Here is a 26,670-nt window from a genome sequence, read left to right on the forward strand (position 1 = left end):
TGAAGAGGTGCCGAGGGTGAGGTTCCTGCCTCGATCCTTCCCCATCTCCGCGGCCGGAGCAGGAGATAGATGTCTAGAACTGATAGTACCTGATACTCTGAGTACGTGAACAGCGTCACAGCGAGGTCGGTGCCCGAGCCGGACCCGGTCGAACGCCCTGACCCGGCCGATGGTGGAGCGGACGGCCGTTCCCGCCGGTGGGATGCCCACCGTGCCGAACGTCGTCGCGCCCTGGCCCGGGCGGCGCGCCGTGCGGTTCACCACGGCGGGCCGGACCTGTCGATGGATGAGCTCGCGGTTGCGATGGAGACCTCGAAATCGATCGTCTACCGCTACTTCGCCGACAAGGCCGGATTGCAGAGCGCTGTCGGCAATCTCGTGCTGGAGGAGATGGCCGAGGCCTTCGACGCTGCCGCTCACGCCGACTCCGACCCCCGCGACCGGCTGCGCGCCATGGTCGGCGTGTACGCGACCATGATCGACAAGTCCCCGCACGTCTACCGTTTCATCACCCGCTCGGGCGATGGCGACGAGGGTGCCTCCCTCTCTCGATTCCAGGCCACCATCTCCGCCTCGGTGGAGATCCCGCTGCGGGATCGGCTCGCTGCCTCCGGATCCGACCCGCGCCTGGCTGCCGCCTGGGCTGCCGGAATCGTCGGCTTCGTGCGCGGCGTCGGTGACCTGTGGCTCAGCGACACCTCCGACGATCATCCGCCGGCCCACGCCATGGCCGACCTCATGACCGACTGGCTCTGGCGCGGCGCCGGAGCCTTCCACACCCCGACCTCATCCTGACGGGAGCACCGATGACCACAACTGCGGACCGCACCGCTGCGTCCGACCTGACCCTCAACACCAGCGCCGTGGCCGACCTGGTCGACGGACGGTGGGGCGAGCACCGCCGTCGGGTGCGCGATCTCATGCTCGACGAGCGTCTGCGCCGCGAGGACAGCCTGACTGTGGCCGAGCATCGCGCCCGCGTGCTCGAGCAGTCGCGCTACCTGGTCGAGCTCGAGGTCGTGAACCGGGCCTTCCCGGAACGGCTCGGCGGGTATGACGACCCGGGCGGCAACATCGCAGGCTTCGAAGAGCTCGCCGTGGCCGATCCGTCATTGCAGATCAAGGGTGGTGTGCAGTGGGGTCTGTTCGGCGCGGCCATCCTCCACCTGGGCACCGAGGACCACCACGACCGGCTCCTGCCGGGGGCGATGGACCTGACCGTGCCCGGCTGCTTCGCGATGACTGAGACCGGGCACGGCTCCGACGTGGCAGCCATCGGCACCACGGCCACCTATGACCCGCAGGCCGAGGAGTTCGAGATCCACACCCCCTTCCGAGGTGCCTGGAAGGACTACATCGGCAACGCCGCCGACCACGGGACCGCTGCCGTGGTGTTCGCCCAGCTGATCACCGCCGGGGTGAACCACGGGGTGCATGCCTTCTACGTGCCGATCCGCGAGACTGCGCCGGACGGGTCCGCCGGCGACTTCCTGCCAGGGGTCGGCGGTGAGGACGACGGGCCCAAGGGTGGCCTGAACGGCGTCGACAACGGACGCTTGCACTTCGACCGCGTGCGCATCCCTCGGGAGAACCTCCTCAACCGGTACGGCGACGTCGCCCCCGACGGCACCTACAGTTCACCGATCGACAGCCCCGGGCGGCGCTTCTTCACCATGCTCGGCACGTTGGTGCAGGGCCGGGTCTCTCTCGGCGGGTCCGCCGTCGTCGTCTCCAAGATGGCGCTCGCGACCGCGATCCGGTACGCCAACGAGCGGCGCCAGTTCACCGGAGCCGACGAGGACGTCGAGACCGTGCTGATGGACTACCAGCAGCACCAGCGCCGGCTGCTGCCCCTGCTCGCGCGCACCTATGCCGCCCAGTTCATGCACAACCAGCTCGGGCAGCGCTTCCACGAGGTCTTCTCCGGTGAGCACGACACCGACGGCGACCGGCAGGACCTGGAGACCCTCGCCGCAGCGTCGAAGCCCTTGAGTACCTGGCTCGCGCTGGAGACGATCCAGACCTGCCGGGAGGCGTGCGGCGGGGCCGGATACCTGACCGAGAACAAGTTCGTCACCTGGCACCAGGACATGGATGTCTACGTCACTTTCGAGGGCGACAACCACGTGCTCCTGCAGCTGGTGGGCAAGCGACTGCTCACCGACTACGGGCGCGAGATGGCGAAGATGGACGTGGCCGGTGCGGTGCGCTGGGTGGCTGATCGCGCCGTCGATATGACGCTGCACCGCACGCCGCTGCGGCGCGCGGCACAGTCCATCCAGGACGGCGGGTCGCGGGCCCGTTCGGCCGGGGAGATCCGCGATCCCGACGCACAGCGCGAGCTGCTCGAGGACCGGGTGGAGTCCATGGTGGAGGAGATCGCCCTCGCACTCCGCGCCGCCAAGGGCGCGCCGGCGGATGTGGCGCAAGCGCTGTTCAACTCCCACCAGCACGACCTCATCGAGGCCGCGCGCGCACACGGAGAGCTGCTGCAGTGGGAGGCCTTCACCGAGGCGGTCGCCAGTATCCGTGACGATGACACCCGCAAGGTGATGACCTGGCTGCGGGATCTGTTCGGGCTGGTCACGATCGAGAACAACCTCTCCTGGTACCTCATCAACGGCCGGATCTCCGCTCAGCGGGCGCGCACGGTCACGTCCTACATCAACCGGCTGCTGCCGCGCCTGCGTCACCACGCGCAGGATCTGGTCGAGGCGTTCGGGTACTCCGATAAGCACATCGGCGCCGTGATCGGTACCGGGGTGGAGGGGCGGCGCCAGCGGGAGGCGCGCGACTACTACCGGCGCCGCCGGGCAGCCGGAGATGAGCCGGTGAGTGAGAAGAGTCAGAAGAAGGGCTGAGGCGGGCGCTCGCTGACCGGATCGACACTCAGGCGTTGAGCCGCGTCACCACAGTCCCAGGTTCGACGCATGCCGGTCGTGTGCGTCAGCGAGCCCGCCGCAGATTCGCCTCATGCGCCTCCAGCAGCCAGTCGTGGGCGTGGGCCAGGCGTGGGTCGGCACCGCTCATGTCATCCAGGTAGCGGCGGTCGGCCGCCAGGCGTGCGCGCGGTGAATCGGCAGTGCCCGCTCGGGCGACGGTGCCATGCCCCGGGATGAGGATCTTCGCCTGCTCCACCAACGGGGCGAGCAGCTCGAGCCCCGCGCGGTACTGCGCGAGAGTGCTGCCCTCCAGCAGCGGGATCTCCACGTCCGAGAGCATGTCCCCGGCGATCAGTACCCGGGGGCCGGCTAGCCACAGGGCGGTGTGTCCGGGGGAGTGGGCGTGGTGAGTCAGGATCTGGGCGACGGGTCCCTGCCAGGGCAGCCGGTCGCCGTCGTGGGCTGCGATCTCACCTGCCAGGGAGAGGAGATCGGGCGGCATGTCCAGTGCCGCACGCAGCTGACTCAGGTGCGCGGCCGCGTCCTGGGCGGCGGCCGGGCTCGCCAGCCGCGGCGGAGTGCCGAGGCCGGGGTGCCAGAGCACATGGTCGTGGTGGGCGTGGGTGGCCCAGCCGAGCACCGGGATCAGGCCGCGGGAGGTGAGCAGGTCCGCCAGGCTCGCTAGCTCATCGGCGTGCCAGGCCGGATCCACCACGACGGCGCAGCTCCCCTCGTGCAGGACCGTGGTCGTGGTGTGCATGGTGCGGGAGGTGAGCACCAGGACGCCGTCGGTGATGTCCACCGCACGAGTGTGGCATCGGCCACGTTGGTTGGGCTATCCGGCGATGATGGTTAGGCTTACCTTAGAGATGGTGGCATTCGTGTGCTGCCCGTCGATGTGGTGAGGAGGGCCTCGTGCCCAAGGGAGTGGCGCAGCGCGCCGAGGTCGTCAGCAGCGAGCGGATCACCCCGCACATGGTTCGGGTGGTGTTCTCCGCGCCGGGCGGTGGGCCGCTGGACGTGGACCCGGCCGGCTACACCGACACCTATGTGAAGGTGCTGCTGCCGCGGCCCGGTACCGGCGTGAGTGAGCCGTTCGACCTCGAGGAGGTCAAGGAGCGGATTCCCGCTGAGGACTGGCCGGTGATGCGCACCTACACCATCCGTGCATGGGATCCCGAGTCCGGGCACGCGACCATCGACTTCGTGGTGCACGGCGACGAGGGTATTGCCGGGCCCTGGGCGGCTGCGGCGCGGCCCGGTGACCAGGTGCAACTGTTCGGGCCGGGGCGCGGGTACGCACCGAATCCCGAGGTTGACTGGCACTTGCTCGCCGGCGATGAGAGTGCGTTGCCCGCGATCGCTGCCACGCTGGAGGCCATGCCGGAGGAGGCGGTGGTGCGGGCGATCATCGAGGTGGCCGATCCGGCCGAGGAGCAACCGCTGCTCACCGTTGCCGGGGCCGAGGTGCAGTGGATCCACCGCTCTGCCTCGAGCACGAATGCCGAGCCGGGCGAGGCGCTCGTGGAGGCCGTGCGCGAGCTGGACCGTCCGGCAGGGCGCGTGCACGCGTTCGTCCATGGCGACGCCGACGTGGTCAAGCAGCTGCGTTCGCTGCTGCGGTTCGAGTGGGATGTGCCGAAGGAGGATCTCTCGGCCTCCGGGTACTGGAAGCGCGGCACCAACGACGACCAGTGGCGCACCATGAAGCGCCAGTGGGTGGCGCAGATGGAAGCCGAGGAGGCGCGCCGCTCGGCGTAGGGTGCGGGTGGCGAGTCTCCCGAGGGGGTGCCGCCCCTCCAGGGGCCGAACTTTCGGCCCCTTCTCGGGTTTCACCCCGAGTTTCGGGCCCCTGAGAGGAGTGACCGGTCCGATCGATCAGCCGAGCGCTGACTTGCTCGGCGTTCGCGCCGTAGATGCCGAGCAAGTCAGCGATCGCGCACGGTGATGCAGCGGTTGGCGTGATCTGGTCGGCGGATGCCAGGTGTGTCGAAGCCACCCACCATCGTCGAATGTATGTTCGACTGTTGGTATGCGATGGGAAGCCCAGCAAGCCACGGACGCCGGAGCGCTGCTGCCGCTGCGCGGACTGATCCGCAGTGTGACGACGCCCGAGTTCGCGGGCGTGACGTTCCATGAGGTGCTATGCAAGAGCGCGCTGAACCGCGTACCCGGTGGGTCGCGGATGCCGTTCGCGTGGACGATCAACCCCACGCGTGGATGCCTTCACCAGTGCGTGTACTGCCTGAGCCCGGACACGCTCGTGCTGATGGCTGATGGGCGTCAGAAGCCGATCGGCGAGCTTGACGTCGGGGACCGCATCGTGGGGACGCGGCTGGAAGGACAGGACCGGCGATACGTCGAGACGACGGTGCTTGCGTCGTGGCGAACCCGCAAGCGTGCGTACCGGACAACCCTTCGCGATGGCACCGAGATCGTAGCGAGCGGCGACCACCGATTCCTGACGGCCCGTGGCTGGAAGTATGTGGCCCCGGGTGCTCCCGGCCAGGGTCGGCGTGCCTACTTGACGATCAACAATTCGCTGATGGGGTTCGGTCTCGGTTCCGGCAGTGGCAACGGTCTTGGCCCTCGAGTTGGTCCAGCCATCACCCGCAAACTCGCCATCATCGGCGAGGCAGTGAAGACCTCAGCAGACCTCGGCGTCGCGAGCGTCGAAGACCTCGGTGCAGAGCGCCGGTTGGTTGACATCACGACCGGGACCGGGGACTTCATCGCCAACGGCGTCATTAGCCACAACTGCTTCGCGCGCAAGACCCACGAGTACCTGGACCTGGACTCCGGTGCCGACTTCGATACCCAGATCGTGGTCAAGACCAACGTGGCCGAGGTGCTGCGCGCCGAACTCGCGAAGCCGTCCTGGAAGCGTGAGCACGTGGCGCTCGGCACCAACTCCGACCCGTACATGCGGGCAGAAGGGCGCTACCGGCTGATGCCGGGCATCATCGAGGCCCTGACGGCGTCACGCACCCCGTTCTCCATCCTCACCAAGGGTCCGCTACTGCGCCGTGACCTGCCACTGTTGCAGCGGGCGGCCGAACGAGTGGACGTCGGTGTGGGAATCTCCCTGGCCTTCACCGACCCCGAACTGCAGCAACGCGTGGAACCGGGCACACCCACCCCGCAGGCGCGACTGGGTCTGATCCGAGCCGTTGCCGACGCCGGTCTGCGCCCGACGGTGATGGCGATGCCGATCCTGCCCTGGCTCACCGACTCCGAGCAGCATCTCGACGAGCTGTTCGGCGCGATCCGCGAGGCCGGCGGTGCCTGGGTGACCGCCGGGCCGCTGCACCTGCGGCCCGGTGCTCGGGAGTGGTTCATGGCCTGGCTGGCTCGTGAGTACCCGGCGCTCGTGCCCAAGTACCGGGCGCTCTTCGGGCGCGGCTCCTACACCACGAATGAGTACCGCGACTGGCTCGCCGGCAGAGTGCGCACGCTGCGCCGTCGGCACGGCTTCGTGCGGGACGACGCCGAGCGTGGGGCGAGGTGGACACTACGGACGGATCCGGACGCCGTCGGGGATCCGGCGCTGCCGGCGGCGGCGCAGGTCGATCCTCGACCGGTGCAGGCGGTGCTGTTCTGAACTCGGAGGACGGGGCCGGCGAGTGCGGTGCGTTCACGCCGCGATCGCCCTCCCGCTCGCGCCTGCGTCCGGGCGTGCGGCGATGTCGGTGCCTCTCTCTACGCTGAGAACTATGGACTCCCTCATCACCGGAACCGACGGGCGCATCCGCTGTGGCTGGGTCGGCTCGGACGCCGACTACGAGCGCTATCACGACCAGGAGTGGGGCTTCCCGCTGCGGGGCGACCGGGCCCTCTTCGAGAAGATGGCACTGGAGGGGTTCCAGGCCGGTCTGTCCTGGATCACCATCCTGCGCAAACGGCCACGCTTCCGTGAGGTGTTCGCCGGCTTCGTCCCTGAAGAGGTGGCGCAGTTCGGCGACGACGACATCGAACGACTCATGGGCGATGCCGGCATCATCCGCAACCGGGCGAAGATCGTGGCCACCATCGAGAACGCGCGGCTCGTGCAGGAGATGGCCGAGGGGGAGCTGGATGCGTTGATGTGGTCCTTCGCCCCGGCACCAGCCGCGCGACCGCAGACGTTCGACGACGTCCCGGCCGTCACGGCGGAGTCGACTGCCATGAGCAAGACGCTGCGTAAGCGGGGATTCCGGTTCGTCGGTCCGACCACGATGTACGCGCTGATGCAGTCGGCGGGGATGGTCGACGATCACATCGAGGGGTGCTGGCGGGTGGAGTGACCGGGGCGACAGCCGGCGTGGCACACTCCGACGGGGCCCGAGGGCCGAGGTGGCCGAGTCGCGCAGGGGCCCGGGGACAGGCCGATCCGCGGGCAGGCGACATAGCCCCTGAGTGACCGGCGTAGGCTCGGGCATCGTGCCCCGACTGTTCGCCGACACCGCGCCGCTGCGCGTCGGTGCGTTCCGCCGGCTGTGGTGGGGGCTCGGGATATCCAACCTCGGCACCCAGTTGACCACCGTGGCTGTGGGACTGCAGGTGTACGCGATCACCGCGTCCACACTCGCGGTGGGCATCCTCGGGATCTTCGCACTGGTGCCGCTGGTGGTGCTCGGGTTGTACGGCGGGGCGCTCGTGGACCAGTTCGACCGCCGACGAGTGGCGCTGACCGCCTCCACCGTGTTGTTCGTGGTGACAGCGATGCTCGCCCTGCAAGCCTGGTTGTCGCTGGATTCGGTCTGGCTGCTCTACGTGCTGGTAGCGCTGCAGTCGGCCGCCAGTGCCGTCAACAATCCGGCACGGTCGGCGATCATCCCGCGGCTGATACCGATCAGCCAGCTCGCCGCCGCGAATGCGCTGCAGACACTGGCATGGAATGTGGCGCTCACGCTCGGGCCGCTGCTCGGCGCGGTGCTCGTGGCGTGGCAGGGATTCAGGGTGGCCTACACCCTCGACCTGTTGCTGTTCACCGCATCGCTCTATGCGCTGTGGCGACTGCCGGACATCCCGCCCGAGCACGACGGTCGGGATGACGCACGCCCGCGAGTGGCCGGATGGCGGTCGGTGATGGATGGCCTGCGCTACCTGGGCACGCGACCGAACCTGCGGATGACGTTCCTGCTCGACTTGAGCGCGATGATCCTGGCCATGCCTCGGGTACTGTTCCCCGCCGTCGGGGTGGTCCTCATCGGAGGAGGGGAGACCACCACCGGTGTGCTCACGGCAGCGATCGCCGTCGGGGCCGTGCTGGCCAGCATGCTCTCCGGTGGCCTGACCGGTGTGCGAGCGCAAGGGAAGGCGATCGTGGCCGCGATCGCTGTGTTCGCGCTCGCGGTGATCGGGTTCGGGGTGGTGCTGCTGCTGGTCGGGCGGACCTCACCGGAGGGGGTGATCGTGTGGGCGCTGGTGGCGGCGTGTGTGCTGCTCGCGGTTGCCGGTGCGGCGGACTCGATCTCCTCGATCTTCCGCCAGACGATCCTGCAGGCGGCGACCCCCGATGCGATGCGTGGGCGGCTGCAGGGGGTGTTCGTGGTGGTCGTGGCCGGTGGGCCACGGCTCGGCGACCTGGCGGTGGGTACCGAAGCGTCGTGGTTCGGGGAGGGGCTCGCCGCCGTGATCGGCGGGGCGCTGTGCCTGGTGGCGATCACCGTGCTGGCCCTGGCGCAGCGCAGGTTCCTGGCCTACGACGGCGACCGGCCGGCTCCGTAGCCCGCTCGAGTGTCGTTGATGCTCAGCCAGTTCTACTGTGGCTGGGGAGCCTGATGAGGGCTGCTCGGAGGTTGTCGACGTCAGGGGGTGTGATGCTGGCCGGCCTGCTGGACCGCGTGCGCACACCCGAGTTCGTCACGGACGCGCTGCAGATCGTCAAGTGCGTGATCGCGGCGACGGTGGCTTGGTGGCTTTCGGTGAACGTGCTCGAGTCTCAGTTGCCGTTCCTGGCTCCGTGGACGGCGTTGCTGGCCGTGCATGCGACGGTGTACCGGTCACTCACGCGCGGGGTGCAGACGACCGTGGCCACGACGATCGGCGTCGGGCTGTCGTTCCTGGTCGGGGGCCTGATCGGGGTGAGCGTGTGGACCTTTGCGCTGGCCGTGCTGGTCGGGCTCGCGGGCTCGCGGATCACCGGGCTGCGCAGCGAGGGGATCGCGATCGCGACCACGGCTGTGTTCGTGCTCGGCAGTGGGTTCGGTGAGCAGGCGCCGCTGCTTGCTGACCGGTTGATCGAGGTGAGTGTCGGCGTCGGGGTGGGGGTCGCCGTCAACGTGCTGTTCGTGCCGCCGCTGCGGGATCGGCAGGCAGAGCGCTACGTGGCCAGTCTCAACCACCGGATCGGTGCGGTGCTCATCGAGATGGGCGATGAGCTGGCCGGTTCGTGGAGCAGTGACCGGGCCGAGGTGTGGGTGGCCGAGACCGAGTCGATCGATGAGGAGGTCGCGCAGGGCTGGCAGACCATGCGTTTCGCACGCGAGAGCCGGAAGGTCAATCCGCGCCGGTATGTGCCGACGTCGCTGCGCTCGGCTCGCGTCCGGGCCCGCCCCACGGGTGAGGTGGAGTACGAGGGGATCCTCCTGCGCCTCGACGAGGGCGTCTCGCATTTGCGTCACCTGGCTCGGCTCCTGCGGGAGTCCACCTACGCCGAGGCGCCGTGGGACGAGGAGTTCCGGCGCGAATGGGTGCTGATCGTCCGTGACCTCGGGCGCAGGCTTCAGGGCGAGGGCGAGGGCGAGGGCGAGGGCATCGGGGAGCGGATCGATGCACTCGCGCGGAGGTTCTCCGGGCCGGATGGGGTGCCGGCGGGGGACCTGTGGCCGGTCTACGGCGCGTTGCTGACCAGTGTGCGGCACCTGCTCGTGATCGTCGACGACGTCACCACCGCACGGGAAGGGACGTCAGGGGCGTAGGCCGATCCGCCGTCCTCGCACGCCTCTTCCCAACCCTTGGACCCAAGATGTCCGCTGGGCCGATCCCCGCACGCGGGGAGATGACGGAGCGAGCGTCAGGAGGCCGCAGCCGTAGGCCGACTCATCCCCGCACGCGGGGAGATGTCACTAGGTTACCGTCTGCTCCTACACGGACCTTCGGCGATTCGGCTTCGGTGACTCGCATAGCGCGGGCACCCAGATACCCTGCCCACCATGAAGGTCGCCCACCGCGCAGGAGTCCCGCCCTTCGAGGTGATGTCCATCCTCGACCGGATCGCCGAACTGCGCGCCGCAGGGCGGGACGTCATCTCTCTGTGCGCGGGTGAACCCGCCGGCGGAGCGCCCCCGGACGTCGCCGCCCGCGCGGCTGCACTGCACGAGGCCAACGACCTCGGCTACACCTCGGCTCTCGGGCCGCGCCCGCTGCGCGACGCCATCGCCTCCCACTACGCCCGCTGGTACGGCCTCGATCTGGTCGCCGACGACGTCGCCGTCACCACCGGCTCCTCCGGCGCCTTCGTGCTCGCCTTCCTCGCTGCCTTCGACCCGGGCGACCGGGTGGCGCTCGCCAGCCCGGGATACCCCGCCTATCGCAACATCCTCACCGCGCTCGGCTGCGACGTGGTCGACATCCCGTGCGGGCCCGAGCATCGCTTCCAGCCCACTCCCGAGCTCCTGGACGCAGCCGCTGCTGACGGCCCGCTGCACGGCCTCGTGGTCGCCTCCCCGGCCAACCCGACCGGCACGATGCTCACCCGCACCGAACTGGCCGCCCTGACCGCCTGGTGCGACGCCCACGACGTGCGCCTGGTCAGCGACGAGATCTACCACGGCATCACCTACCCGGCCCCGGGCGCCGCCGACCCGCGCGGCGTCAGCGCCTGGGAGACCTCCCGCACCGGGGTGGTGGTCTCCTCCTTCTCCAAGTACTGGGGCATGACCGGCTGGCGCATCGGCTGGGCGCTCGTGCCCGCAGACCTGCGCTCCGCCGTCGACGCCCTCGCCGGCAACGTGGCCCTGTGCCCGCCGGCTCCCGCCGCCTACGCCGCCGTTGAGGCGTTCACCGAAGCCTCCTATGCCGCCGCGGACGCCCGGGTCGCGGACTTCGCCCGCACCCGCGCTAGTCTTCTCGACGCCGTCGGTTCGCTCGGGTGGGGCCCGATCGCCCCCGCCGACGGCGCCTTCTACCTCTACGCCGACCTCGCCTCCACCCTGGGTCACTTCGCCGATGCCACCGCCTGGGCGCAGGCGCTGCTGGAGGAGGAAGGCGTGGCCGTGGTGCCCGGGATCGACTTCGACCCCTCGCACGGCGGGCGCTATGTGCGGCTCTCGTTCGCGGCCGGGCATGACGCCGTAGTGGAGGCGGTCGCCCGGATCCGCGCGTTCATCAGCTGAGCGACGGGGGTGGCCTGAGTGTCGAATTCTCGGCCAGTTTTCGACACCCAGGCCACCCTCGTGGGCCCGGCGTCGGCGCTCGTGGTCGATTCCCGCTCCCGCGCACCCTCGCGGGGTGGCTCGCCGGTGAGGAACCCCGGCGATACGCTTGTCGCCCGTGAGCGACGAAGCCCGGATCCTGGAACCATCTGTCTCATCCGCGTACTGGCGCGGCGCCGTCGGCTGGGTGCCCGACGGTTCCTGGTGGCACCCCTGGCGGCTGCCCCCGGAACGAGCCGACCGCGCCCATTCTGATGCGCTGCTCTTCCCGGCGCGCATGGCGGCCGGGGTTCGTGTGGAACTGCGCACCGACGCCTCCGCGCTGAGCCTCCCGCTGAACTATGACGAGAACGAGGAACCCTGGCCCCTCGATGTCACCGTCGACGGCGACCTCCACCAGCGCATCGAGGTCGGCCTGGGCGAGCAGGTGCTCGAGGTGGGCCTGCCCGACGGTGAGCACGACGTGGCGGTGTGGCTCCCGCAGCGGGGGCGCTCGGCCGTCGGACCCCTGGGTGTGGAGGGCGCAAGTGTGCTGCGGCCCCTACCGCAGCGGCCGCGGTGGACCACCTACGGCAGCTCCATCACGCAGTGCAGTGCTGCGGCGGGGCCGAGCGAGACCTGGCCGGCCATCGTGGCCGACCGGCTCGGGTGGGATCTGACCTGCCTCGGATTCGGCGGGCAGTGCCACCTGGACCCCATCGCCGAGCACGCCATCGCCCAGACCCCTGCGGACGTGATCTCGCTGTGCCTGGGGATCAACATCCACGGGCAGGGTTCGTTCACAGGGCGGTCGTTTGCGCCGCAGATCTCCGGCTTTGTGGAGCGTGTGCGGGCGGCCCACCCGCAGGCACGGCTCGCGGTGATCACCCCGATCGGCAGCCCGGACCGGGAGGAGAGCCCGAGCGCGGGCGGGTTGACGTTGGTGCAGATGCGCGAGGCGATCGAAGAGGTGGTGGCAGCGCTGAATGCGCACGGTGCCGAGATCACGCTGATCGACGGGCTCAGCATCCTCGGGCTCGACGAGGCGGACCTGCTGCACGATCGCCTGCACCCGGGTCCGGAGGGATACCGGCTGATGGGCGAGCGGCTCACCGCGGCTCTCGGCCGAGCAGCACGCTGATCGCTTCCACTGATTCCCTGGATCGGCCCGTGGCACATCGGCGCGCGCGGGGACTGGCCGGCTCTCATTGGAATCCCCGTGCTGCGTTCGAATCCCGCTGCGGCCACCCGCAGCGGGATTCCTATGCCGGACCAGGATTCGAACGGTCAGGGTGTGGTGAAGTAAGGGGAGTGGTGAGGCGCCCGGGTGTCGTGGCCGGGTGCCAGGTGCGTCGGGTGCAGGCCCGGGTGCCTCAGAACATCCGACGGCGGAACTTGGCCCGCAGCGCGCACGCCACCGACGTGGCCACCACGGCGCCGAGCACCTGCCCGCCGATGACGGCGAGGTTCAGATCGAATGCGGGCTTCCAGGTCACCTCGCCGTCGCGGATCACATAGGCGCCGGCGGGCCAGGCGCACAGCCCCACACCCCCGCCGCCCCCGGAGCCCTCGGCATTCGGGCCCTCGGACGCGGCCTGCGGGTCGCGCCCACTACCCATCCCGTACCCCATACCGGAACCACCCATCACCCGGGCCACAGGGATCACGGTTGTCTCGCCCACGGTGTAGGCCTCCCCGAACACGCGGCGCACGGTCAGTGCCTCGCGCAGGGTCTCGATCGGCAGGTTCGGGTCACCGGTGCTGCGGCTCATGGAGTCCTCCTCGGATAGGCGTGCCACCCATCATGCCCCCACAGCTCGATCAGGCCGCGATCAATGTTGTCACGGCCATTCCCACCGCCGCGGCAACCAGGGTCGCCACCATCGTCAGCACGAGATTCAGCACGCACCGCCGCCGGTCTCCCGCCCGCCACAGCCGGGCCGATTCCACCATCGCGGTCGAGAACGTCGTGAACCCTCCGCACAGTCCCACGCTCAGCACCGCCACCGGCCCAGGCCCGAGAACACCGGCCGGAAGCAGTCCCGCGAGCACACCGATCACCAGTGACCCGGCCGTGTTGATCATCATCGTCGCCACCGGCAGCGCCGGCTGCCATCGAGACCGGATGGCCCCGTCCGTCCAGAACCGCAGGGCTGCCCCCAGGCCGCCCCCGACGGCGATCAGCAGCACTGTCATCGATCCTCACCCCGCGAGGACTCACCTGGGGAGCCGCCATCGTGCGGTCCGTACTGTCCGCCCAGCCCGTGCGGACCACCCGGCCGGCCGTCACCGCGCCCACGTGGCCGGCCGTCACCCTTCCCGGCCGGCCGGCTCGCCACCGCGATCCCCGCCAGCGCTGCCAGCAACCCCAGCACCAGGCTCACCAGCATGTACATGCTCGCGATCCCTACCTCGCCATCGACGAGCAGCCGTTCGGTCTCCAGTGCCAGGCTGGAGAAGGTCGTGAAACCGCCCAGTAGCCCAGTCCCCAGTCCCAGCCGCACTGCCCGGCGCACCCGATTCTCCTCTCCGGCGCGGGCCAGCGCCTCCAGCAGGACCCCCAACAGGAAGGACCCGAGCAGGTTCGCCGTCAACGTGGCCCACGGGACGCCGTCGGGGGTGGGCAGTGACTCGGCGAGCCCGAACCGGGCGAGGGTGCCGATGGCTCCACCCAGTGCGACCAGCAAGCCGAGCCGGAAGCTCACCGCTGCTCCGGCAGCGGCACCACCAGCACCGGGATCTCGTGGGCGTGCACGAGGTGGCCGGCCACCGAGCCACCGATCACCTCGTTCATCCAGCCCGAGAAGCCCGGTTTGCGCGCTCCGACCACGATCATCGGCGCCTCGTACTCGGCCGCCACCTGTGCCAGTCCCCGCGCCACCTCACCGGCGCTGTGGACGAAACGCCACGCCACTGCCGACGGCGTGAGCTCGCCCTCGACGAGTTCGTGCAGTTCCTGCTCGGCGTGGCTGGGGGTGTCGCCCGGGTCGTCGGGGTCGACCGGCACCATGGTCATCACCCCGGCCGCATCGCCGGGTACGAGCACGTGCGCGGGATCCACCCAGACCACCACCAGCCCGGTGCCGTAGACCTGCGCCGTGGCCGCCGCGTGCCGCACGACGCGCAGGTCTTGACCGGGCTCGACGCCGACGACAACCGGCCGGGAGGCGGGTTCGCCGTGCCACGGACGGGCGTGCGTGGTGCTCATGGTGACCTCCCGGAACCGGACGTTGCTGTGCAAGAGCACGTTACGCCGTCGGGTGTGCCAACGGTGATGTCTGCTCCCATACTCCGAGCTTGTCGGGGTTGCGGACCGCCCAGATGCGGTCGATCGTCTCCGCTCCGGAGGTGCTGAAGCTGATGACTGCGAGTGTGCGGCCGCTGTGATCGTTCGCGATGAGTCCGGGTTCGCCGTTCACGAGTCCGTCCCGGATACCCAGGCCGGGTTGTCGGTCGAGCACGTTGAGGAAGAAGCGTGCGATCGCGTCGGGGCCGCGGAGCGGGTCGAGCGACGCGGACACCAGTCCGCCACCATCGGTGATCGCGGTTGCGTCGGGATCGAGTATTGCGATCAGGGCTGCGAGGTCACCGGTCTGCCAGGCGGTCTTGAACGATCGCACGAGGTGCGCATGCTCGCTGGGCGCGACCGGCGTGCGCCGTTCCTGCCGCACACGACGCCGCGCAGATGTCGCGAGCTGACGGCATGCTACGGGTGACCGGCCGACAATCTCAGCGATCTCGGGGAAGGTGTAGGCGAAGACGTCATGCAGGGTGAAGCAGACACGCTCCGCAGGGGTCATGGCCTCCAGCACGACCAGCAGCGCCATGGAGACGGACTCATCGACGCTCACGCTGTCAGCGGGGTCAGCCGCGGTGGCACTCCCTGCGTTGCTGTGCCACACGCCCGGCGTCGGTACGGGTTCGGGCAGCCACTGGCCCACATACCGCTCGCGACGCGCGCGTGCCGAGCCCAGCAGGTCAAGGGCGATCCGGCTGGTGGTCTTGATGAGCCAAGCGCGCGGTGAGGCGATCGCCTCCCGCTCGCGATCGGTGAGCCGGTACCAGCGCAGGTAGCCCTCCTGCACGACGTCCTCGGCGTCAGCGAACGAGCCCAGCATGCGGTAGGTCAGACCGAGAAGCACAGGCCGTTGCCGTGCGAGGACGCCATGGCGGGATTGCTCGCTGAACTCCTGGGCGTTCTTGGTCATCGTGCTACTTCCTCAGCGGTTCGCGCGCGAGATGAAGACCCGCGGATCCGTGCCGGCCCACGTCCCTCGCACTGGTGGCCTCAACTCACAGACGAGACAGCGCCCCGGAGTGTGAGCCGACGCCCTCGGTGGCAGAACGTGACCGCACTCCATCCTCTCCGGCAGCGCGCCGGCCGACAACAGGCGCCGGGGCGTAGGCAGCCACGTCATGCGAGCGGCGTGGTCGCGGCAGTGCCGCCGCTCGCCGAGGCGTCCACCCGCCTCACACTCCAGCGCGTTACGTCGTCTTCCTCGGTAGGACGGCCTGCACGGTCGCCCTTCCGAGGCCCACGCGGGCCCGGGAGTACCCGCAACGAGGAGGAGCGCAGATGTCGAACCCCGTCACGTTCGTCAACGTCATTGACGTGGAACCGTCCCAGCAGCCGGAGCTGATCGACCTTCTGAAGGAAGGCACCGAGCGTGTCATCTCGCAGCGGCCGGGTCTCATCTCGGTGACATTGTTCGCCAGTGCGGACAAGCGCCGCGTTCTCAACGTGGCCCGCTGGGAAAGCGCTGCGGATGTCGAGGCAACGCAGGCCGATCCGGCCGCCGCGGGGTACACCCGACGCGTCGCGGCCATCGCCACAGCTCGGCCAGGGCTGTACACGGTGGTCGGTGAGTACGCGCCACAGTAGCCACGCGCGATCCTGGCGCTGATCCTGGATCTGCGTGGACACGTCAGTCCGCGGCGCCTCGCACTCGGCACGGGGTCATCGGGGCCGTCGGTGTCCTCGCGCAGTGACGGGAATGGCAAGCCGGACCAGTAGAGTTGGATCGCTTCCTGAGCGCCGCGACGAGCCAGCCCGCCGGCGCCGCCCGCATCGCGTGAGGATCCAGATGACCACCGCTCCAGCCGGTACCCCCGACACGGTCGAGAACGCCACCGCCACTCCCGGCGCCGAGCTCCCCTACGCCGAGCTCGGACTCAAGGAGGACGAGTACGCGCGGATCGTGGACATCCTCGGCCGGCGCCCCACCGCCGCTGAACTGGCGATGTACTCGGTGATGTGGTCCGAGCACTGCTCCTACAAGTCCTCCAAGCGCCATCTCGGCCAGTTCGGCGACAAGACGACCGAGGAGATGCGCGAGCACCTGCTCGTCGGGATCGGGCAGAACGCCGGAGTCGTCGACATCGGCGACGGTTGGGCGGTCACCTTCAAGGTCGAGTCCCACAATCACCCCAGCTACGTCGAGCCCTACCAGGGCGCCGCTACCGGTGTGGGCGGCATCGTCCGCGACATCATCTCCATGGGCGCGCGCCCGGTGGCGGTGATGGACCAGCTGCGATTCGGCGCCATCGACCATCCGGACACAGCACGCGTGGTGCACGGCGTGGTCTCCGGCGTGGGCGGCTACGGGAACTCGCTCGGCTTGCCGAACATCGGCGGCGAGACCGAGTTCGACGCCTCCTACCAGCGCAACCCGCTCGTGAATGCCCTGTGCGTGGGGGTGCTCCGGCACGAGGACATCCACCTCGCCAACGCCGAAGGCGCGGGGAACAAGGTGGTGCTGTTCGGCGCCCGCACCGGCGGTGACGGCATCGGCGGCGCCTCGATCCTCGCTTCCGAGACCTTCGACGAGGACAAGCCCTCCAAGCGCCCCAGTGTGCAGGTGGGCGACCCGTTCATGGAGAAGGTGCTCATCGAGTGCTGTCTGGAGCTCTTCGCCGCTCGCGTCGTGGAGGGCATCCAGGACCTCGGTGCCGCCGGTATCTCCTGCGCCACCAGCGAGCTCGCCTCCAACGGTGACGGCGGCATGCACGTGGACCTGGAGAACGTGCTGCTGCGCGATCCCACCCTGACGGCCGGCGAGATCCTGATGAGCGAATCCCAGGAACGCATGATGGCGGTCGTCGCGCCGGACAAGCTCGAGGAGTTCCTCGCGATCACCGGCCGATGGGATGTGGAGACCTCGGTGATCGGTGAGGTCACCGGTACGGGACGGCTCACCATTGACCACTACGGGCAGCGGATCGTGGACGTCGACCCGAAGACGGTCGCCCACGAGGGTCCCGTCTACGACCGTCCGTATGCCAAGCCCGCCTGGCAGGATGCCCTCAACGCCGACGACGCAGCTCGCCTTCCGCGGCCGGCCTCGCCGGAGGACGTGCGAACCCAGGCATTGACCGTGCTCGCCTCGCCGAACCTCGCCTCGAAGTCCTGGATCACCGATCAGTACGACCGGTACGTGCAGGGCAACACGGCCATGTCCCAGCCCGACGACGCCGGGGTGATCCGCGTGGACGAGACCAGTGGCCTCGGGGTTGCGATCGCCACCGACGCCAACGGGCGCTTCACTAAGCTCGACCCCTACACCGGGGCCCGGCAGGCGCTCGCGGAGGCCTACCGCAACGTCGCCACCGTGGGCGCGCGGCCGCTGGCCGTGACCGACTGCCTGAACTTCGGTTCCCCGGAGGATCCGGACGCGATGTGGCAGCTCGTGCAGGCGATCACCGGCCTGGCCGATGCCTGCGCCGAACTGGGCGTGCCGGTCACCGGTGGCAATGTCTCGCTCTACAACTCCACCCTCGCCGGTGAGGTCGGCAAGGGCCACATCGATGCCTCGATCAACCCCACCCCCGTGGTGGGCGTCCTGGGTGTGCTGGATGACGTGACGCACGCGACGCCGTCGGGGTGGTCCGAATCCGGGCGTGAGGTGTTCCTGCTCGGGACCACCCGCACCGAGTTCTCCGGATCGGTGTGGGCCGGAGTCATCCACGAGCACCTGGGCGGCCGCCCGCCGGTGGTGGACCTGGACGCGGAGCGGAGCCTGGCCCGGGTGCTCATCGACGCCGCCTCGGGCGGGGTGGCGCACGCCGCGCACGATCTTGCCGCCGGCGGGTTGCTGCAGAGCCTGACCGATGCGGTACTCCGGCACGGCGTGGGTGCGGACCTGGACCTGACGGGCCTGCTCGAGCGGGACGGCATCGACCTCGCGACGGTGCTCTTCGCCGAGTCGGGGGCGCGCGCCCTGGTGGCGGCGAACCCCGACCGCGGGAACGATCTGGTGGCTCTGGCCGAGAGCCACAGCGTCCCTGTGCTGCGGCTGGGCACCACCTCCGACGGCGACCTCGACCTGGGTGGTGGTCTCACCTTCACCGTCGCCGAGCTGCGCGAGGCGCACGAGGGTGTCCTGCCGGCACGCTTCGCCTGACCGCCCATGGCGAAATCGCACGTCGAATTGGCGGCGGTTCGGTCGCCAAATCGACGTGCGATTGCCGATGGGGACGTGGGCTGGACCGCCAGATCGACGTGTGATTTCTGGGTGAGCCAGCCAATTCGACGATTGATTCTGATGAGGAGTACCAGCCCATGACGATCACCGACGACACACTGCACCGACTCGGTGGGCTCGGTGAGCACACGCTCACCCTCGGTGGCCAGCAGGCCGCGATCACCCGGGCCGGGGCTGGGCTGCGCGAGTACACGCTGAACGGCACGCCGATCGTCGCGGGATTCGACGCCGGCGAACTCTGCCCGAGCGGTCGTGGCCAATGGCTGGTTCCCTGGCCGAACCGGATCCGCGACGGCAAGTACGCCTATGCCGGCACCCAACAGCAGCTGCCCATCAAAGAGGCCGACCCGCGCAACGCGATCCACGGTTTCGCCCGGTGGGTGCAGTTCGAGCTGCTCGAGCGCACCGAATCACGGGTCGACCTGGGTGCCGTACTGCCCGCCCGTCCCGGCTACCCCTGGACGCTGGCGATGACCGTGCGCTGGGAGCTGACCGAGGCAGGCCTTCGTAGCAGGCTGAGCGTGCGTAATCTCGCCGACCAGACGGCTCCGTTCGGTGCCGGCACTCACCCGTATCTCACTGTGGGCCCGCCCGCCGCGGGCTCCCATGGCGATCGCGGCACAGGTGGCTCAGACGGCACAGGTGGCTCAGACAGTTCCGACGGCTCCGACGCCACCGCGCTGGTGGACGCCTGCACCGTCACCGTGCCCGGGGCGACCCGCCTCACGGGTGAGGGAGGCCTCATGACGGAACGCTCCGCCGTCGGGACTGAGGACGACTGCCGGACCGGGCGGCCGATCGGAACCAGCCAGCTGGGTTTGTACACCGATCTGACCCGGGACTCCGGCGGGATCGCGCACACCGTGCTGTCCCGCCCCGACGGGCTGCGCATCGACCTGTGGCAGGACGAGGCGTGGCCGTTCGTGCTGCTCTACACCGCCGACGGTGTCAGTGACGCCGAGGGTAAGCGCGCCTCGCTCGCGATCGAGCCGATGACCTGCGCGGTGGACGCGTTCAACTCCGGCGACGGGTTGATCGAGCTCGCTGCAGGCGAGGAGTTCACCGGGGTGTGGGGCATCACCGCGGGCTGAGTGCCATTCATCGTCGCTTTCGGCTCGTCATGGCAACGATGAATGGCACCTACTGCCGGCCCCGGCGCGCCCGGGATCACTCGGCAGCCTTACCGCGCGCCCGCTGATCCACCACCGCGACGATCAGCGCCAGCAGCAGTACTCCCAGCACCACCCGCAGGCCCACGCTCATCGCATGCCCGTAGTCGCCGGTAGCCGCGAGCGTCGCGAAGAACATCGACGCCGACGCTGCCACCCCGACCGAGGTTCCCACCCGCTGCCCGGTCTGCAAGGCGCCGCCGGCCACCCCGGCCCGGTGCACCGGAACATCGGCCAGGGTGAGCGCCTGGTTCGGCGAGATGACGATCCCGTTGCCGAAGCCGGAGATCACCAGCACTCCCGCCAGCCACCAGGCGGCGGCCGGACCGTCGACCACCGAGACCAGCACATCGGCGATGACCACGCCGGTGATCATCAGCGCGGCCCCGGCGATCACCAGGCGGCGTCCGGCACGTGCCACCCATCGCCCGCTCCACCAGGACGAGGCCGCTCCCGCGAGTGCGAACGGCGTCAGCACCAGCCCGGCCTGCCAGGGCGCAAGACCGAGCCCGGACTGCAGGTACAGCGTGGCGAGCAGGAAGATGCCGGTGAAGCCGGCGAAGTAGAGCATGCCCACCGTGGCGCCGCGGGTGTAGGAAGGAGTACGCAACAGATCGCGAGTGATCACGGGATGTCCGCCGGCCTTCTCGTAGCGTCGCTCCCACCAGAGGAACGCGGTACCGGCGACCGCGCTCACCGCGAGCAGCCACCACGGAGCCCCGGCGGCACCACCGCCCTCGGAGGACTCTACGAACGGAAGCATGAACGCCAGTACCGTGATGCCCAGCAACACCAGCCCGGCCACGTCGATGCCGACCTTGCGCCCGGTGGGCTGGATCCTCGGCAACAGTCGCCACGCCAGGATCAGCACCACCGCTCCCACCGGTACGTTCACCCAGAAGACGGCGCGCCAGCCCTCCTCAGCACCGAACAAGGCGATGAGCGCGCCACCCAGGAGAGGGCCGATCGCGGTGGAGATCCCGACGGTGGCTCCGAACATTCCGAACGCCCGGGCTCGTTCAGGGCCGCGGAACAGCTCCTGGATGAGCGCGATGACCTGCGGGTTCAACGTTCCGGCCGCGACGCCCTGCAGCACCCGCGCCAGAGCCAACATCTCGGCGCTCTGGGCAGCCCCACAGAACGCCGAGGTGAGCGCGAACAGAGTGACTCCGATCAGGAACATCCGACGGCGGCCGAACAGATCGCCGAGACGGCCGGCCGGCACCAGCACCAGACCGAAGGCGAGGGTGTAGCCGGCGACGATCCATTGCACCTCCGCAGGGTCGGCACTCAGGGCGCGGTCGATCGAGGGCAGTGCGACGTTCACGATGGAGACGTCGAGCAGGGTCAGGAAGCCGGCGGCGAGACACACCGCGAATGCGGACCAGCGCTGGCGGGAGGATTCGTCCTCTGACGGTGTGGGGGGCTCGGGCGGCACGGCATCAGGTCTATCACGCGTGTGAGAGCGCCTGCGGCGCGCTTTCGTGCGGCAGAATGCCAGGAGACCGCGGAGTGCGGACATCTGGTGCGCGACGGCGCGCACCGATCGACGGAAGGTTCCAGGCAGCACATGACTTCACCCAGCGTCAGCTACTCGATCACGGTCCGGCTGGAGATGCCGGCGCAGCCCGCAGCGGTGAGCACCATCACCACGACCGTTGAGCGGGCCGGTGGTGTCGTGACGGCCGTGGACGTCTCCGCCTCGGGGGTGGACCGGTTGCAGGTGGACGTCACCTGCGCCACCGGCGGGGAGGACGACGCGAAGCGGATCGTCGATGCGCTCGGTGACATCGCGGGCGTGAGCATCGGCAGGGTGTCCGACCGGACGTTCCTGGCGCACCTCGGCGGGAAGATCGAGGTCCAGCCGAAGATGCAGATCCGCCATCGTGATGACCTGTCGCTGATCTACACCCCGGGCGTGGGTCGTGTGAGCCAGCAGCTGGCCGCCCACCCGGAGGATGCCGTACGGCTGACCATCAAGCGCAACACGGTCGCCGTGGTCACCGACGGCTCTGCGGTCCTCGGCCTGGGCAACATCGGCCCGACGGCGGCCCTTCCGGTCATGGAGGGCAAGGCCGCCCTGTTCAAGAGGTTCTCCGGCATCGACGCGTTCCCGATCTGCCTCGACACGCAGGACGTCGACGAGATCGTGCGAACGGTCAAGATCATCGCCCCCGTTTTCGCCGGCATCAATCTCGAGGACATCTCGGCACCACGGTGCTTCGAGATCGAGGCGCGGCTGCGGGACGAGCTCGACATCCCCGTCTTCCACGACGACCAGCACGGCACGGCGATCGTGGCCGTGGCGGCATTGCGCAACGCGCTCAAGGTCGTGGGCAAGCGGATCGAGGATGTGCGGATCGTGCAGTCCGGGGCCGGTGCGGCTGGCTCGGCGATCCTGCGCCTGATGCTGGCGGCTGGAGCGAAGCACGTGGTCGTCTCCGACATCGACGGCGTCATCCGGCCGGGACGGCCGGGCCTCGTGCCGTCGCTGGAGTGGATCGCCGCGGCGACCGAGGGTGATGAGTACCCGGGTACGTTGCGGGACGCGATCGTGGGCGCCGACGTGTTCATCGGCGTCTCCGCCCCGAATCTGCTCACCGAGGCCGATGTGGCCGCGATGGCGCAGGACTCCATCGTCTTCGCGATGGCGAACCCGCTACCCGAGATCGATCCGGCGATCGCGACCCGTCACGCGGCGGTGGTGGCCACCGGGCGCAGCGACTTCGCCAATCAGATCAACAACGTGCTCGCCTTCCCCGGGGTCTTCCGCGGCCTGCTGGACGGGCGCTCGACGCGGATCACCGACGAGATGCTGCTGGCCGCTGCCACGGCGCTCGCGGATGTGGTCACGCCGGAGGAGCTGAATGCCACCTATATCGTGCCCAGCGTGTTCCACCCGCAGCTGCACGGTGCGGTCGCCTCCGCCGTCCAGGCGGCAGCGGAGGCCGACAGCGAATCCCGGTCGTCGGTCACGCGCAGCTGATCGCCCGCCGGGCTCGGCCGGACGAGCCCGCAGCTGGGCCGGCGTGCTCGAATCCACGAGCGCCAGAGCGGGAGTTCGAACGGTGGGGACCCGAGTCCCGCCGCCGGCGGCGCGGATGACCAGCAGGTAACGAGCAGGGGAAATCTTTCGATGGGTGCCTGATTCCGGCCCGCAGTGTCGGTGATCGGGGTTAGGTTGCGAACGCCCCCGAGACTCGAAGGAACCCCCATGCCCTTGTCCCGCCACCTCGCTCGCCCGCTGGCAGCGCTGACGTCTGCGGCCGTACTCGGCCTCGGCGTCATCGCGCCGGCCGCGGCGGTCAGTGCCGTGCCCGGACCGGCTCCGCGCCTGGTCAGCACCGGCGACATCATCATCAGCGAGATCCACTACGACAATGACGGTGCCGACACCGGAGAGGCAATCGAGGTGCAGGCGCCCGCCGGTACCGACCTCACCGGGTGGAGCCTGGTGCTCTACAACGGCAGCGGTGGAAGTTCGTACGCCACCTTGCCGCTGACCGGCGCGGTCACCTCCGGCGACGCCGACCTTGGTGTGCTCGTCGCCGAGCACGCTGGTATCCAGAACGGCGCTCCTGACGGCGTCGCGCTCGTTGACCCGAGTGGCGCGGCCGTGGAGTTCCTCTCCTATGAAGGAACCTTCACCGGCGTGGGCGGACCGGCGGACGGGATCGACAGCACCGACATCGGTGTCGCCGAGGGGAGCAGCACCCCGATCGGCCACTCGCTGCAGCGAATCGACGGTGTGTGGACCGGCCCGGCCGAGAACAGCTTCGGTGCCGTGAACACCGCCGACAGTGACCCGGACCCGGATCCAGACCCGCCTGCCGAGGACACCCACACCATCGCCGAGATCCAGGGCCCGGGTGAGGAGAGTCCGGTCGACGGGCAGACGGTCACAACCTCCGGCATCGTCACCGCCGCGTACCCGACGGGCGGTTTCAACGGCTACTACATCCAGACTCCCGGCACCGGGGGTGCGATCGACCCGGCCGAGCTGACGGCCTCGCACGGCCTGTTCGTCTACTCCTCGGCCACCGTGGGCGACGTCGCGATCGGCGACTACGTGCGGGTCACCGGTGAGGTGACCGAGTACTTCGGCCTTACCGAGATCACCGTCGGCGCCGGCAACATGAGCATCTTGGATGTCGACGCCGAGCCGGTCGAGCCGATCGTCGACTTCACCCTCGGCGCCACCGACGCCGAGCGTGAGCTGGTCGAAGGCATGCTCGTGGCACCGGTCAGCGACTACGTCGTCTCCGACACCTACGCCCTGGGCGGCTGGGGGTCGGCCGCCTACGGCACCGTCGGTCTCGGACTGGACGGCCCGCTGCTGCAGGAGACGGACGTCGCGCCGCTCGGTTCCGCCGAGTACGACGCCGCGGTCGCCGACAACGAGGCACGTGCGGTCACTCTGGATGACGGCCAGTCCGCGGCGACCGCCACCAGTGCCGAGGTTCCCTACCTGACCGGCACGCCCGACCTGCGCACCGGCGTCAGCGTGGAGTTCAACGAGCCGGTGATCGTGGACTACCGGTTCCAGTGGAACTTCCAGCCCACCGAGCCGGTCACCGGCAACGCCGATGACATCGTCTCCTTCGCCGGCGGCAACACGCAGGCAGCCAATGCCGCACCAGCCGAGGTCGGTGGCGACCTGGTGCTCGCGAGCTTCAACGTGCTCAACTACTTCACCACCCTTGGTGAGGACGTCCCCGGGTGCGAGGCCTACACCGACCGTGAGGGCAACCCGCTCACCGTCCGTCGGGGCTGCGACCCGCGTGGTGCCTGGGACGAGACGAGCTTCGAGCGGCAGCAGGACAAGATCGTCGAGGCGATCAACGGCCTCGGCGCCGATGTCGTCTCCCTGGAGGAGATCGAGAACTCGGTGAAGTTCGGCGACGACCGGGACGCCTCCCTCGCCGCGCTGGTGGACGCACTGAACGCGGACGCCGGTGAGGACCTCTGGGCCTATGCCGCCTCACCGTCCGAGCTGCCGGCCCTGGCCGACCAGGACGTGATCCGCAACGCCTTCATCTACACCCCGGCCACGGTCGAGGTGGCGGGCGACTCGGTGGTCCTCACCGGTGACCCGGCCTTCGACAACGCTCGCGAGCCGCTCGCACAGGTGTTCACCGCAGCTGGGACGGACTACTCCTTCCTCGCGGTGACCAACCACTTCAAGTCCAAGGGCGGAGACTGTGGTGACCTCCCGCAGGGCTGCTTCGAGTCCGACCGGGTGGACCAGGCGGAGTCGCTGTCGGCCTTCTCCGCTGACGTTGCCGCCGATGCTGGTGTGGACGACATCTTCCTGCTCGGTGACTTCAACTCCTACAGTGCCGAGCTCCCGGCCCTGGCCATCGAGGACGCCGGGTACAGCAACCTCAACAACGGTGAGACCACCTACGTCTTCGACGGCAAGGTCGGGTCCCTCGACCACGTCTATGCCAACGACACCGCCGCGGAACGGGTCACCGGTGTCGACATCTGGAGCATCAACTCCGCCGAGTCGGTCCTCGCCGAGTACTCCCGTTACAACTACTTCGCGAGCGAGCACTTCCAGCCCGGTACCCAGTACCGCGCATCCGATCACGACCCGATCCTGGTCGGTATCGACGTGCCGGATGTCGCGCCGGAGCCGTTGGGTTCACTGACCGACGATCTCAACCGCGCTGCGGACAGTACGCGAGTGCCGGGGACCAACCTTGGTGGGGAGTCGACACTGGGTAACACCGTCGCCGACGCTCAGGTCTGGGTCGGGCAGTTGCTCGGGTACGAGCCGCAGATCGGCCTGGTGAGCACGAGCGTGCTCACTGCCGACCTGGCCAGCGGCGACGTCTACGCCGACGATGTGCTTGCCGCGATCCCGCCGGAGGAGGTGGCGGTCGTGGGGATCACCGGGGCGCAGTTGCGAACGGTCCTTGAGCAGCAGTGGCACGCTGATGGAGAGCGTCAGCAGCTCAGTGTCTCGGGTGGCTTTGCCTACCTCTTCGACCCCTCCGCCCCGATCGGTGAGCGCATCGTGGCCATGACGCTGGACGGTGAAGCGATCGACGAGAGCGAGACCTACTCGATCGTCACGACGGCCGCGCTCGCAGCGGGTGGCGACGGGTTCTCCGCTCTCGCGGAGGGAACGAGCGAGTCGACCGGTGCGCTCCTGCCCGATGCTGTGGGTGGCTACATCGCCGAGCTCGAGGTCGTCTCGCCCGACTACGTCCAGCGTTCGGTAGGCATCACCTGGGTCTCCGACCCGACGGCGGTGTACGTCCCAGGCGACCAGATCGCCGTGGACGTCTCCTCGTTCGTCTTCTCCACCGGGGAGCCGGTGCCCGACCAGCTTGAGACGTCTCTCGGTGACGTGGCCACCGAGCCGGCCGCGCTGGACGCGACGGCAGTCGATGGAACGGACCAGATCGGTCGCGCCGAGGTGCGCGTCACGGTACCCGAGGTCTTCGGAGTGACCGGCGGCCAGGGTGAGCGCCAAGCCACCGGAGGTTCCGGCGTCGGCATGGTGGATCTCGTGGTGACGGACCCGGTCAACGGCACCGAGTTGGTGCTCGAGGTGCTGGTCGGATCAACCGGCTCCGATGGCGAGGGTGACGGCTCCGGTGGAGGGGGCGACGGCTCCGGCGGCGGCGACCTTCCGGAGACCGGTGCGAACAACGTGTGGACGCTCGTGCTCATCGCTCTCGGCCTGGCGCTTGCCGGTGGCGTGGTCATGATCGTCCGGCGCAAGGCGTCCGGCAGGTCCTGACCGGCTCCGCATCAAGCAGATGCCCCGGACCCCTCACTGGGGTCCGGG

General features: G+C 69.4%; 21 protein-coding genes. 14 read left to right on the top strand and 7 right to left on the bottom strand.

What is annotated here, in order from left to right:
• Positions 1-105 precede the first annotated feature (105 nt).
• Together FV560_RS11115 and FV560_RS11120 are read left to right on the top strand one after the other, a co-directional pair.
• Positions 106-795, top strand: coding sequence for a TetR/AcrR family transcriptional regulator (locus FV560_RS11115; protein WP_159621613.1), 690 nt, complete (start codon positions 106-108; stop codon positions 793-795).
• Positions 796-806: 11 nt separating this feature from the next.
• Positions 807-2,861: an acyl-CoA dehydrogenase family protein gene (locus FV560_RS11120; RefSeq protein ID WP_159621614.1), complete on the top strand. Its 2,055-nt coding sequence runs from the start codon at positions 807-809 to the stop codon at positions 2,859-2,861.
• 85 nt (positions 2,862-2,946) lie between these two features.
• On the opposite strand, the gene FV560_RS11125 is transcribed toward FV560_RS11120, so the two are convergent.
• Positions 2,947-3,684, bottom strand: coding sequence for an MBL fold metallo-hydrolase (locus FV560_RS11125; protein ID WP_159621615.1), 738 nt, complete (start codon positions 3,682-3,684; stop codon positions 2,947-2,949).
• Positions 3,685-3,797: 113 nt separating this feature from the next.
• Between FV560_RS11125 and FV560_RS11130 the strand changes: the two genes are divergently transcribed.
• The 7 genes from FV560_RS11130 to FV560_RS11160 all read left to right on the top strand — a co-directional run bounded on the left by FV560_RS11130 (position 3,798) and on the right by FV560_RS11160 (position 12,359).
• Positions 3,798-4,643 (top strand): siderophore-interacting protein, encoded by an 846-nt coding sequence (locus tag FV560_RS11130; RefSeq protein WP_235020070.1) that lies wholly within the window; start codon positions 3,798-3,800, stop codon positions 4,641-4,643.
• A gap of 271 nt (positions 4,644-4,914) precedes the next feature.
• On the top strand, positions 4,915-6,483 hold the full coding sequence (locus tag FV560_RS11135; protein WP_159621616.1) for an Rv2578c family radical SAM protein: 1,569 nt from the start codon (positions 4,915-4,917) through the stop codon (positions 6,481-6,483).
• A gap of 112 nt (positions 6,484-6,595) precedes the next feature.
• Entirely contained in the window at positions 6,596-7,165 is a 570-nt protein-coding gene (locus FV560_RS11140; RefSeq protein WP_159621617.1) for a DNA-3-methyladenine glycosylase I, read from the top strand.
• Positions 7,166-7,301: 136 nt separating this feature from the next.
• On the top strand, positions 7,302-8,591 hold the full coding sequence (locus FV560_RS11145; protein ID WP_159621618.1) for an MFS transporter: 1,290 nt from the start codon (positions 7,302-7,304) through the stop codon (positions 8,589-8,591).
• A gap of 53 nt (positions 8,592-8,644) precedes the next feature.
• Positions 8,645-9,784 carry an FUSC family protein gene (locus FV560_RS11150; protein WP_235020071.1) on the top strand — a complete coding sequence of 380 codons (1,140 nt, stop codon included), beginning with the start codon at positions 8,645-8,647 and terminating at the stop codon, positions 9,782-9,784.
• 234 nt (positions 9,785-10,018) lie between these two features.
• The gene (locus FV560_RS11155; protein WP_159621619.1) at positions 10,019-11,200 is read left to right on the top strand and encodes an aminotransferase class I/II-fold pyridoxal phosphate-dependent enzyme; all 1,182 of its coding nucleotides are present in this window, start codon (positions 10,019-10,021) and stop codon (positions 11,198-11,200) included.
• Between the two features lie 157 nt (positions 11,201-11,357).
• Positions 11,358-12,359, top strand: coding sequence for a GDSL-type esterase/lipase family protein (locus tag FV560_RS11160; RefSeq protein ID WP_159621620.1), 1,002 nt, complete (start codon positions 11,358-11,360; stop codon positions 12,357-12,359).
• 232 nt (positions 12,360-12,591) lie between these two features.
• On the opposite strand, the gene FV560_RS11165 is transcribed toward FV560_RS11160, so the two are convergent.
• From FV560_RS11165 to sigJ, 5 genes are read right to left on the bottom strand one after another with little or no spacing between them, the layout of a single operon-like run.
• The gene (locus FV560_RS11165) at positions 12,592-12,990 is read right to left on the bottom strand and encodes a spore germination protein GerW family protein (protein ID WP_159621621.1); all 399 of its coding nucleotides are present in this window, start codon (positions 12,988-12,990) and stop codon (positions 12,592-12,594) included.
• 49 nt (positions 12,991-13,039) lie between these two features.
• A complete protein-coding gene (locus tag FV560_RS11170; RefSeq protein WP_159621622.1) occupies positions 13,040-13,414 on the bottom strand; it encodes a fluoride efflux transporter FluC in 375 nt (124 codons plus the stop codon).
• Positions 13,411-13,923 (bottom strand): CrcB family protein, encoded by a 513-nt coding sequence (locus tag FV560_RS11175; protein WP_159621623.1) that lies wholly within the window; start codon positions 13,921-13,923, stop codon positions 13,411-13,413. The genes FV560_RS11170 and FV560_RS11175 overlap by 4 nt, the downstream gene beginning before the upstream one ends.
• Positions 13,920-14,426, bottom strand: coding sequence for a universal stress protein (locus FV560_RS11180; RefSeq protein WP_159621624.1), 507 nt, complete (start codon positions 14,424-14,426; stop codon positions 13,920-13,922). Before FV560_RS11180 ends, FV560_RS11175 begins: the two co-directional genes overlap by 4 nt.
• A 40-nt stretch (positions 14,427-14,466) precedes the next feature.
• Entirely contained in the window at positions 14,467-15,426 is a 960-nt protein-coding gene (sigJ, locus tag FV560_RS11185; RefSeq protein ID WP_159621625.1) for an RNA polymerase sigma factor SigJ, read from the bottom strand.
• 368 nt (positions 15,427-15,794) lie between these two features.
• On the opposite strand from sigJ, the gene FV560_RS11190 reads away from it, so the two are divergent.
• From FV560_RS11190 to FV560_RS11200, 3 genes are all read left to right on the top strand, one after another.
• Entirely contained in the window at positions 15,795-16,100 is a 306-nt protein-coding gene (locus tag FV560_RS11190; protein ID WP_159621626.1) for an antibiotic biosynthesis monooxygenase, read from the top strand.
• 202 nt (positions 16,101-16,302) lie between these two features.
• Complete coding sequence (purL, locus tag FV560_RS11195) at positions 16,303-18,618, top strand: phosphoribosylformylglycinamidine synthase subunit PurL (protein WP_159621627.1); 2,316 nt, start codon at positions 16,303-16,305, stop codon at positions 18,616-18,618.
• Positions 18,619-18,776: 158 nt separating this feature from the next.
• On the top strand, positions 18,777-19,790 hold the full coding sequence (locus FV560_RS11200) for an aldose 1-epimerase family protein (protein WP_159621628.1): 1,014 nt from the start codon (positions 18,777-18,779) through the stop codon (positions 19,788-19,790).
• Between the two features lie 76 nt (positions 19,791-19,866).
• Here the strand turns inward: FV560_RS11200 and FV560_RS11205 are convergent, their stop codons facing one another.
• The gene (locus FV560_RS11205; protein ID WP_235020072.1) at positions 19,867-21,306 is read right to left on the bottom strand and encodes an MFS transporter; all 1,440 of its coding nucleotides are present in this window, start codon (positions 21,304-21,306) and stop codon (positions 19,867-19,869) included.
• Positions 21,307-21,438: 132 nt separating this feature from the next.
• Here FV560_RS11205 and FV560_RS11210 point away from each other — a divergent pair, with 132 nt between their 5' ends.
• Both FV560_RS11210 and FV560_RS11215 read left to right on the top strand, forming a co-directional pair.
• On the top strand, positions 21,439-22,854 hold the full coding sequence (locus FV560_RS11210) for an NAD-dependent malic enzyme (protein WP_159621629.1): 1,416 nt from the start codon (positions 21,439-21,441) through the stop codon (positions 22,852-22,854).
• 228 nt (positions 22,855-23,082) lie between these two features.
• Entirely contained in the window at positions 23,083-26,622 is a 3,540-nt protein-coding gene (locus tag FV560_RS11215) for an ExeM/NucH family extracellular endonuclease (protein WP_159621630.1), read from the top strand.
• Positions 26,623-26,670 lie beyond the last annotated feature (48 nt).

This window comes from Ruania rhizosphaerae, assembly GCF_009805705.1.
GTDB classification, from domain to species: domain Bacteria; phylum Actinomycetota; class Actinomycetes; order Actinomycetales; family Beutenbergiaceae; genus Ruania; species Ruania rhizosphaerae.

What these genes read in the sequence shown, in the direction of transcription:
- FV560_RS11120 (WP_159621614.1), top strand. Translation starts at nt 807, where the DNA reads ATGACCACAACTGCGGACCGCACCGCTGCGTCCGACCTGACCCTCAAC.
- FV560_RS11135 (WP_159621616.1), top strand. Translation starts at nt 4,915, where the DNA reads ATGCGATGGGAAGCCCAGCAAGCCACGGACGCCGGAGCGCTGCTGCCG.
- FV560_RS11140 (WP_159621617.1), top strand. Translation starts at nt 6,596, where the DNA reads ATGGACTCCCTCATCACCGGAACCGACGGGCGCATCCGCTGTGGCTGG.
- FV560_RS11150 (WP_235020071.1), top strand. Translation starts at nt 8,645, where the DNA reads ATGAGGGCTGCTCGGAGGTTGTCGACGTCAGGGGGTGTGATGCTGGCC.
- FV560_RS11155 (WP_159621619.1), top strand. Translation starts at nt 10,019, where the DNA reads ATGAAGGTCGCCCACCGCGCAGGAGTCCCGCCCTTCGAGGTGATGTCC.
- FV560_RS11165 (WP_159621621.1), bottom strand. Translation starts at nt 12,990, where the DNA reads ATGAGCCGCAGCACCGGTGACCCGAACCTGCCGATCGAGACCCTGCGC.
- FV560_RS11170 (WP_159621622.1), bottom strand. Translation starts at nt 13,414, where the DNA reads ATGACAGTGCTGCTGATCGCCGTCGGGGGCGGCCTGGGGGCAGCCCTG.
- FV560_RS11180 (WP_159621624.1), bottom strand. Translation starts at nt 14,426, where the DNA reads ATGAGCACCACGCACGCCCGTCCGTGGCACGGCGAACCCGCCTCCCGG.
- sigJ (WP_159621625.1), bottom strand. Translation starts at nt 15,426, where the DNA reads ATGACCAAGAACGCCCAGGAGTTCAGCGAGCAATCCCGCCATGGCGTC.
- FV560_RS11190 (WP_159621626.1), top strand. Translation starts at nt 15,795, where the DNA reads ATGTCGAACCCCGTCACGTTCGTCAACGTCATTGACGTGGAACCGTCC.
- purL (WP_159621627.1), top strand. Translation starts at nt 16,303, where the DNA reads ATGACCACCGCTCCAGCCGGTACCCCCGACACGGTCGAGAACGCCACC.
- FV560_RS11200 (WP_159621628.1), top strand. Translation starts at nt 18,777, where the DNA reads ATGACGATCACCGACGACACACTGCACCGACTCGGTGGGCTCGGTGAG.
- FV560_RS11210 (WP_159621629.1), top strand. Translation starts at nt 21,439, where the DNA reads ATGACTTCACCCAGCGTCAGCTACTCGATCACGGTCCGGCTGGAGATG.
- FV560_RS11215 (WP_159621630.1), top strand. Translation starts at nt 23,083, where the DNA reads ATGCCCTTGTCCCGCCACCTCGCTCGCCCGCTGGCAGCGCTGACGTCT.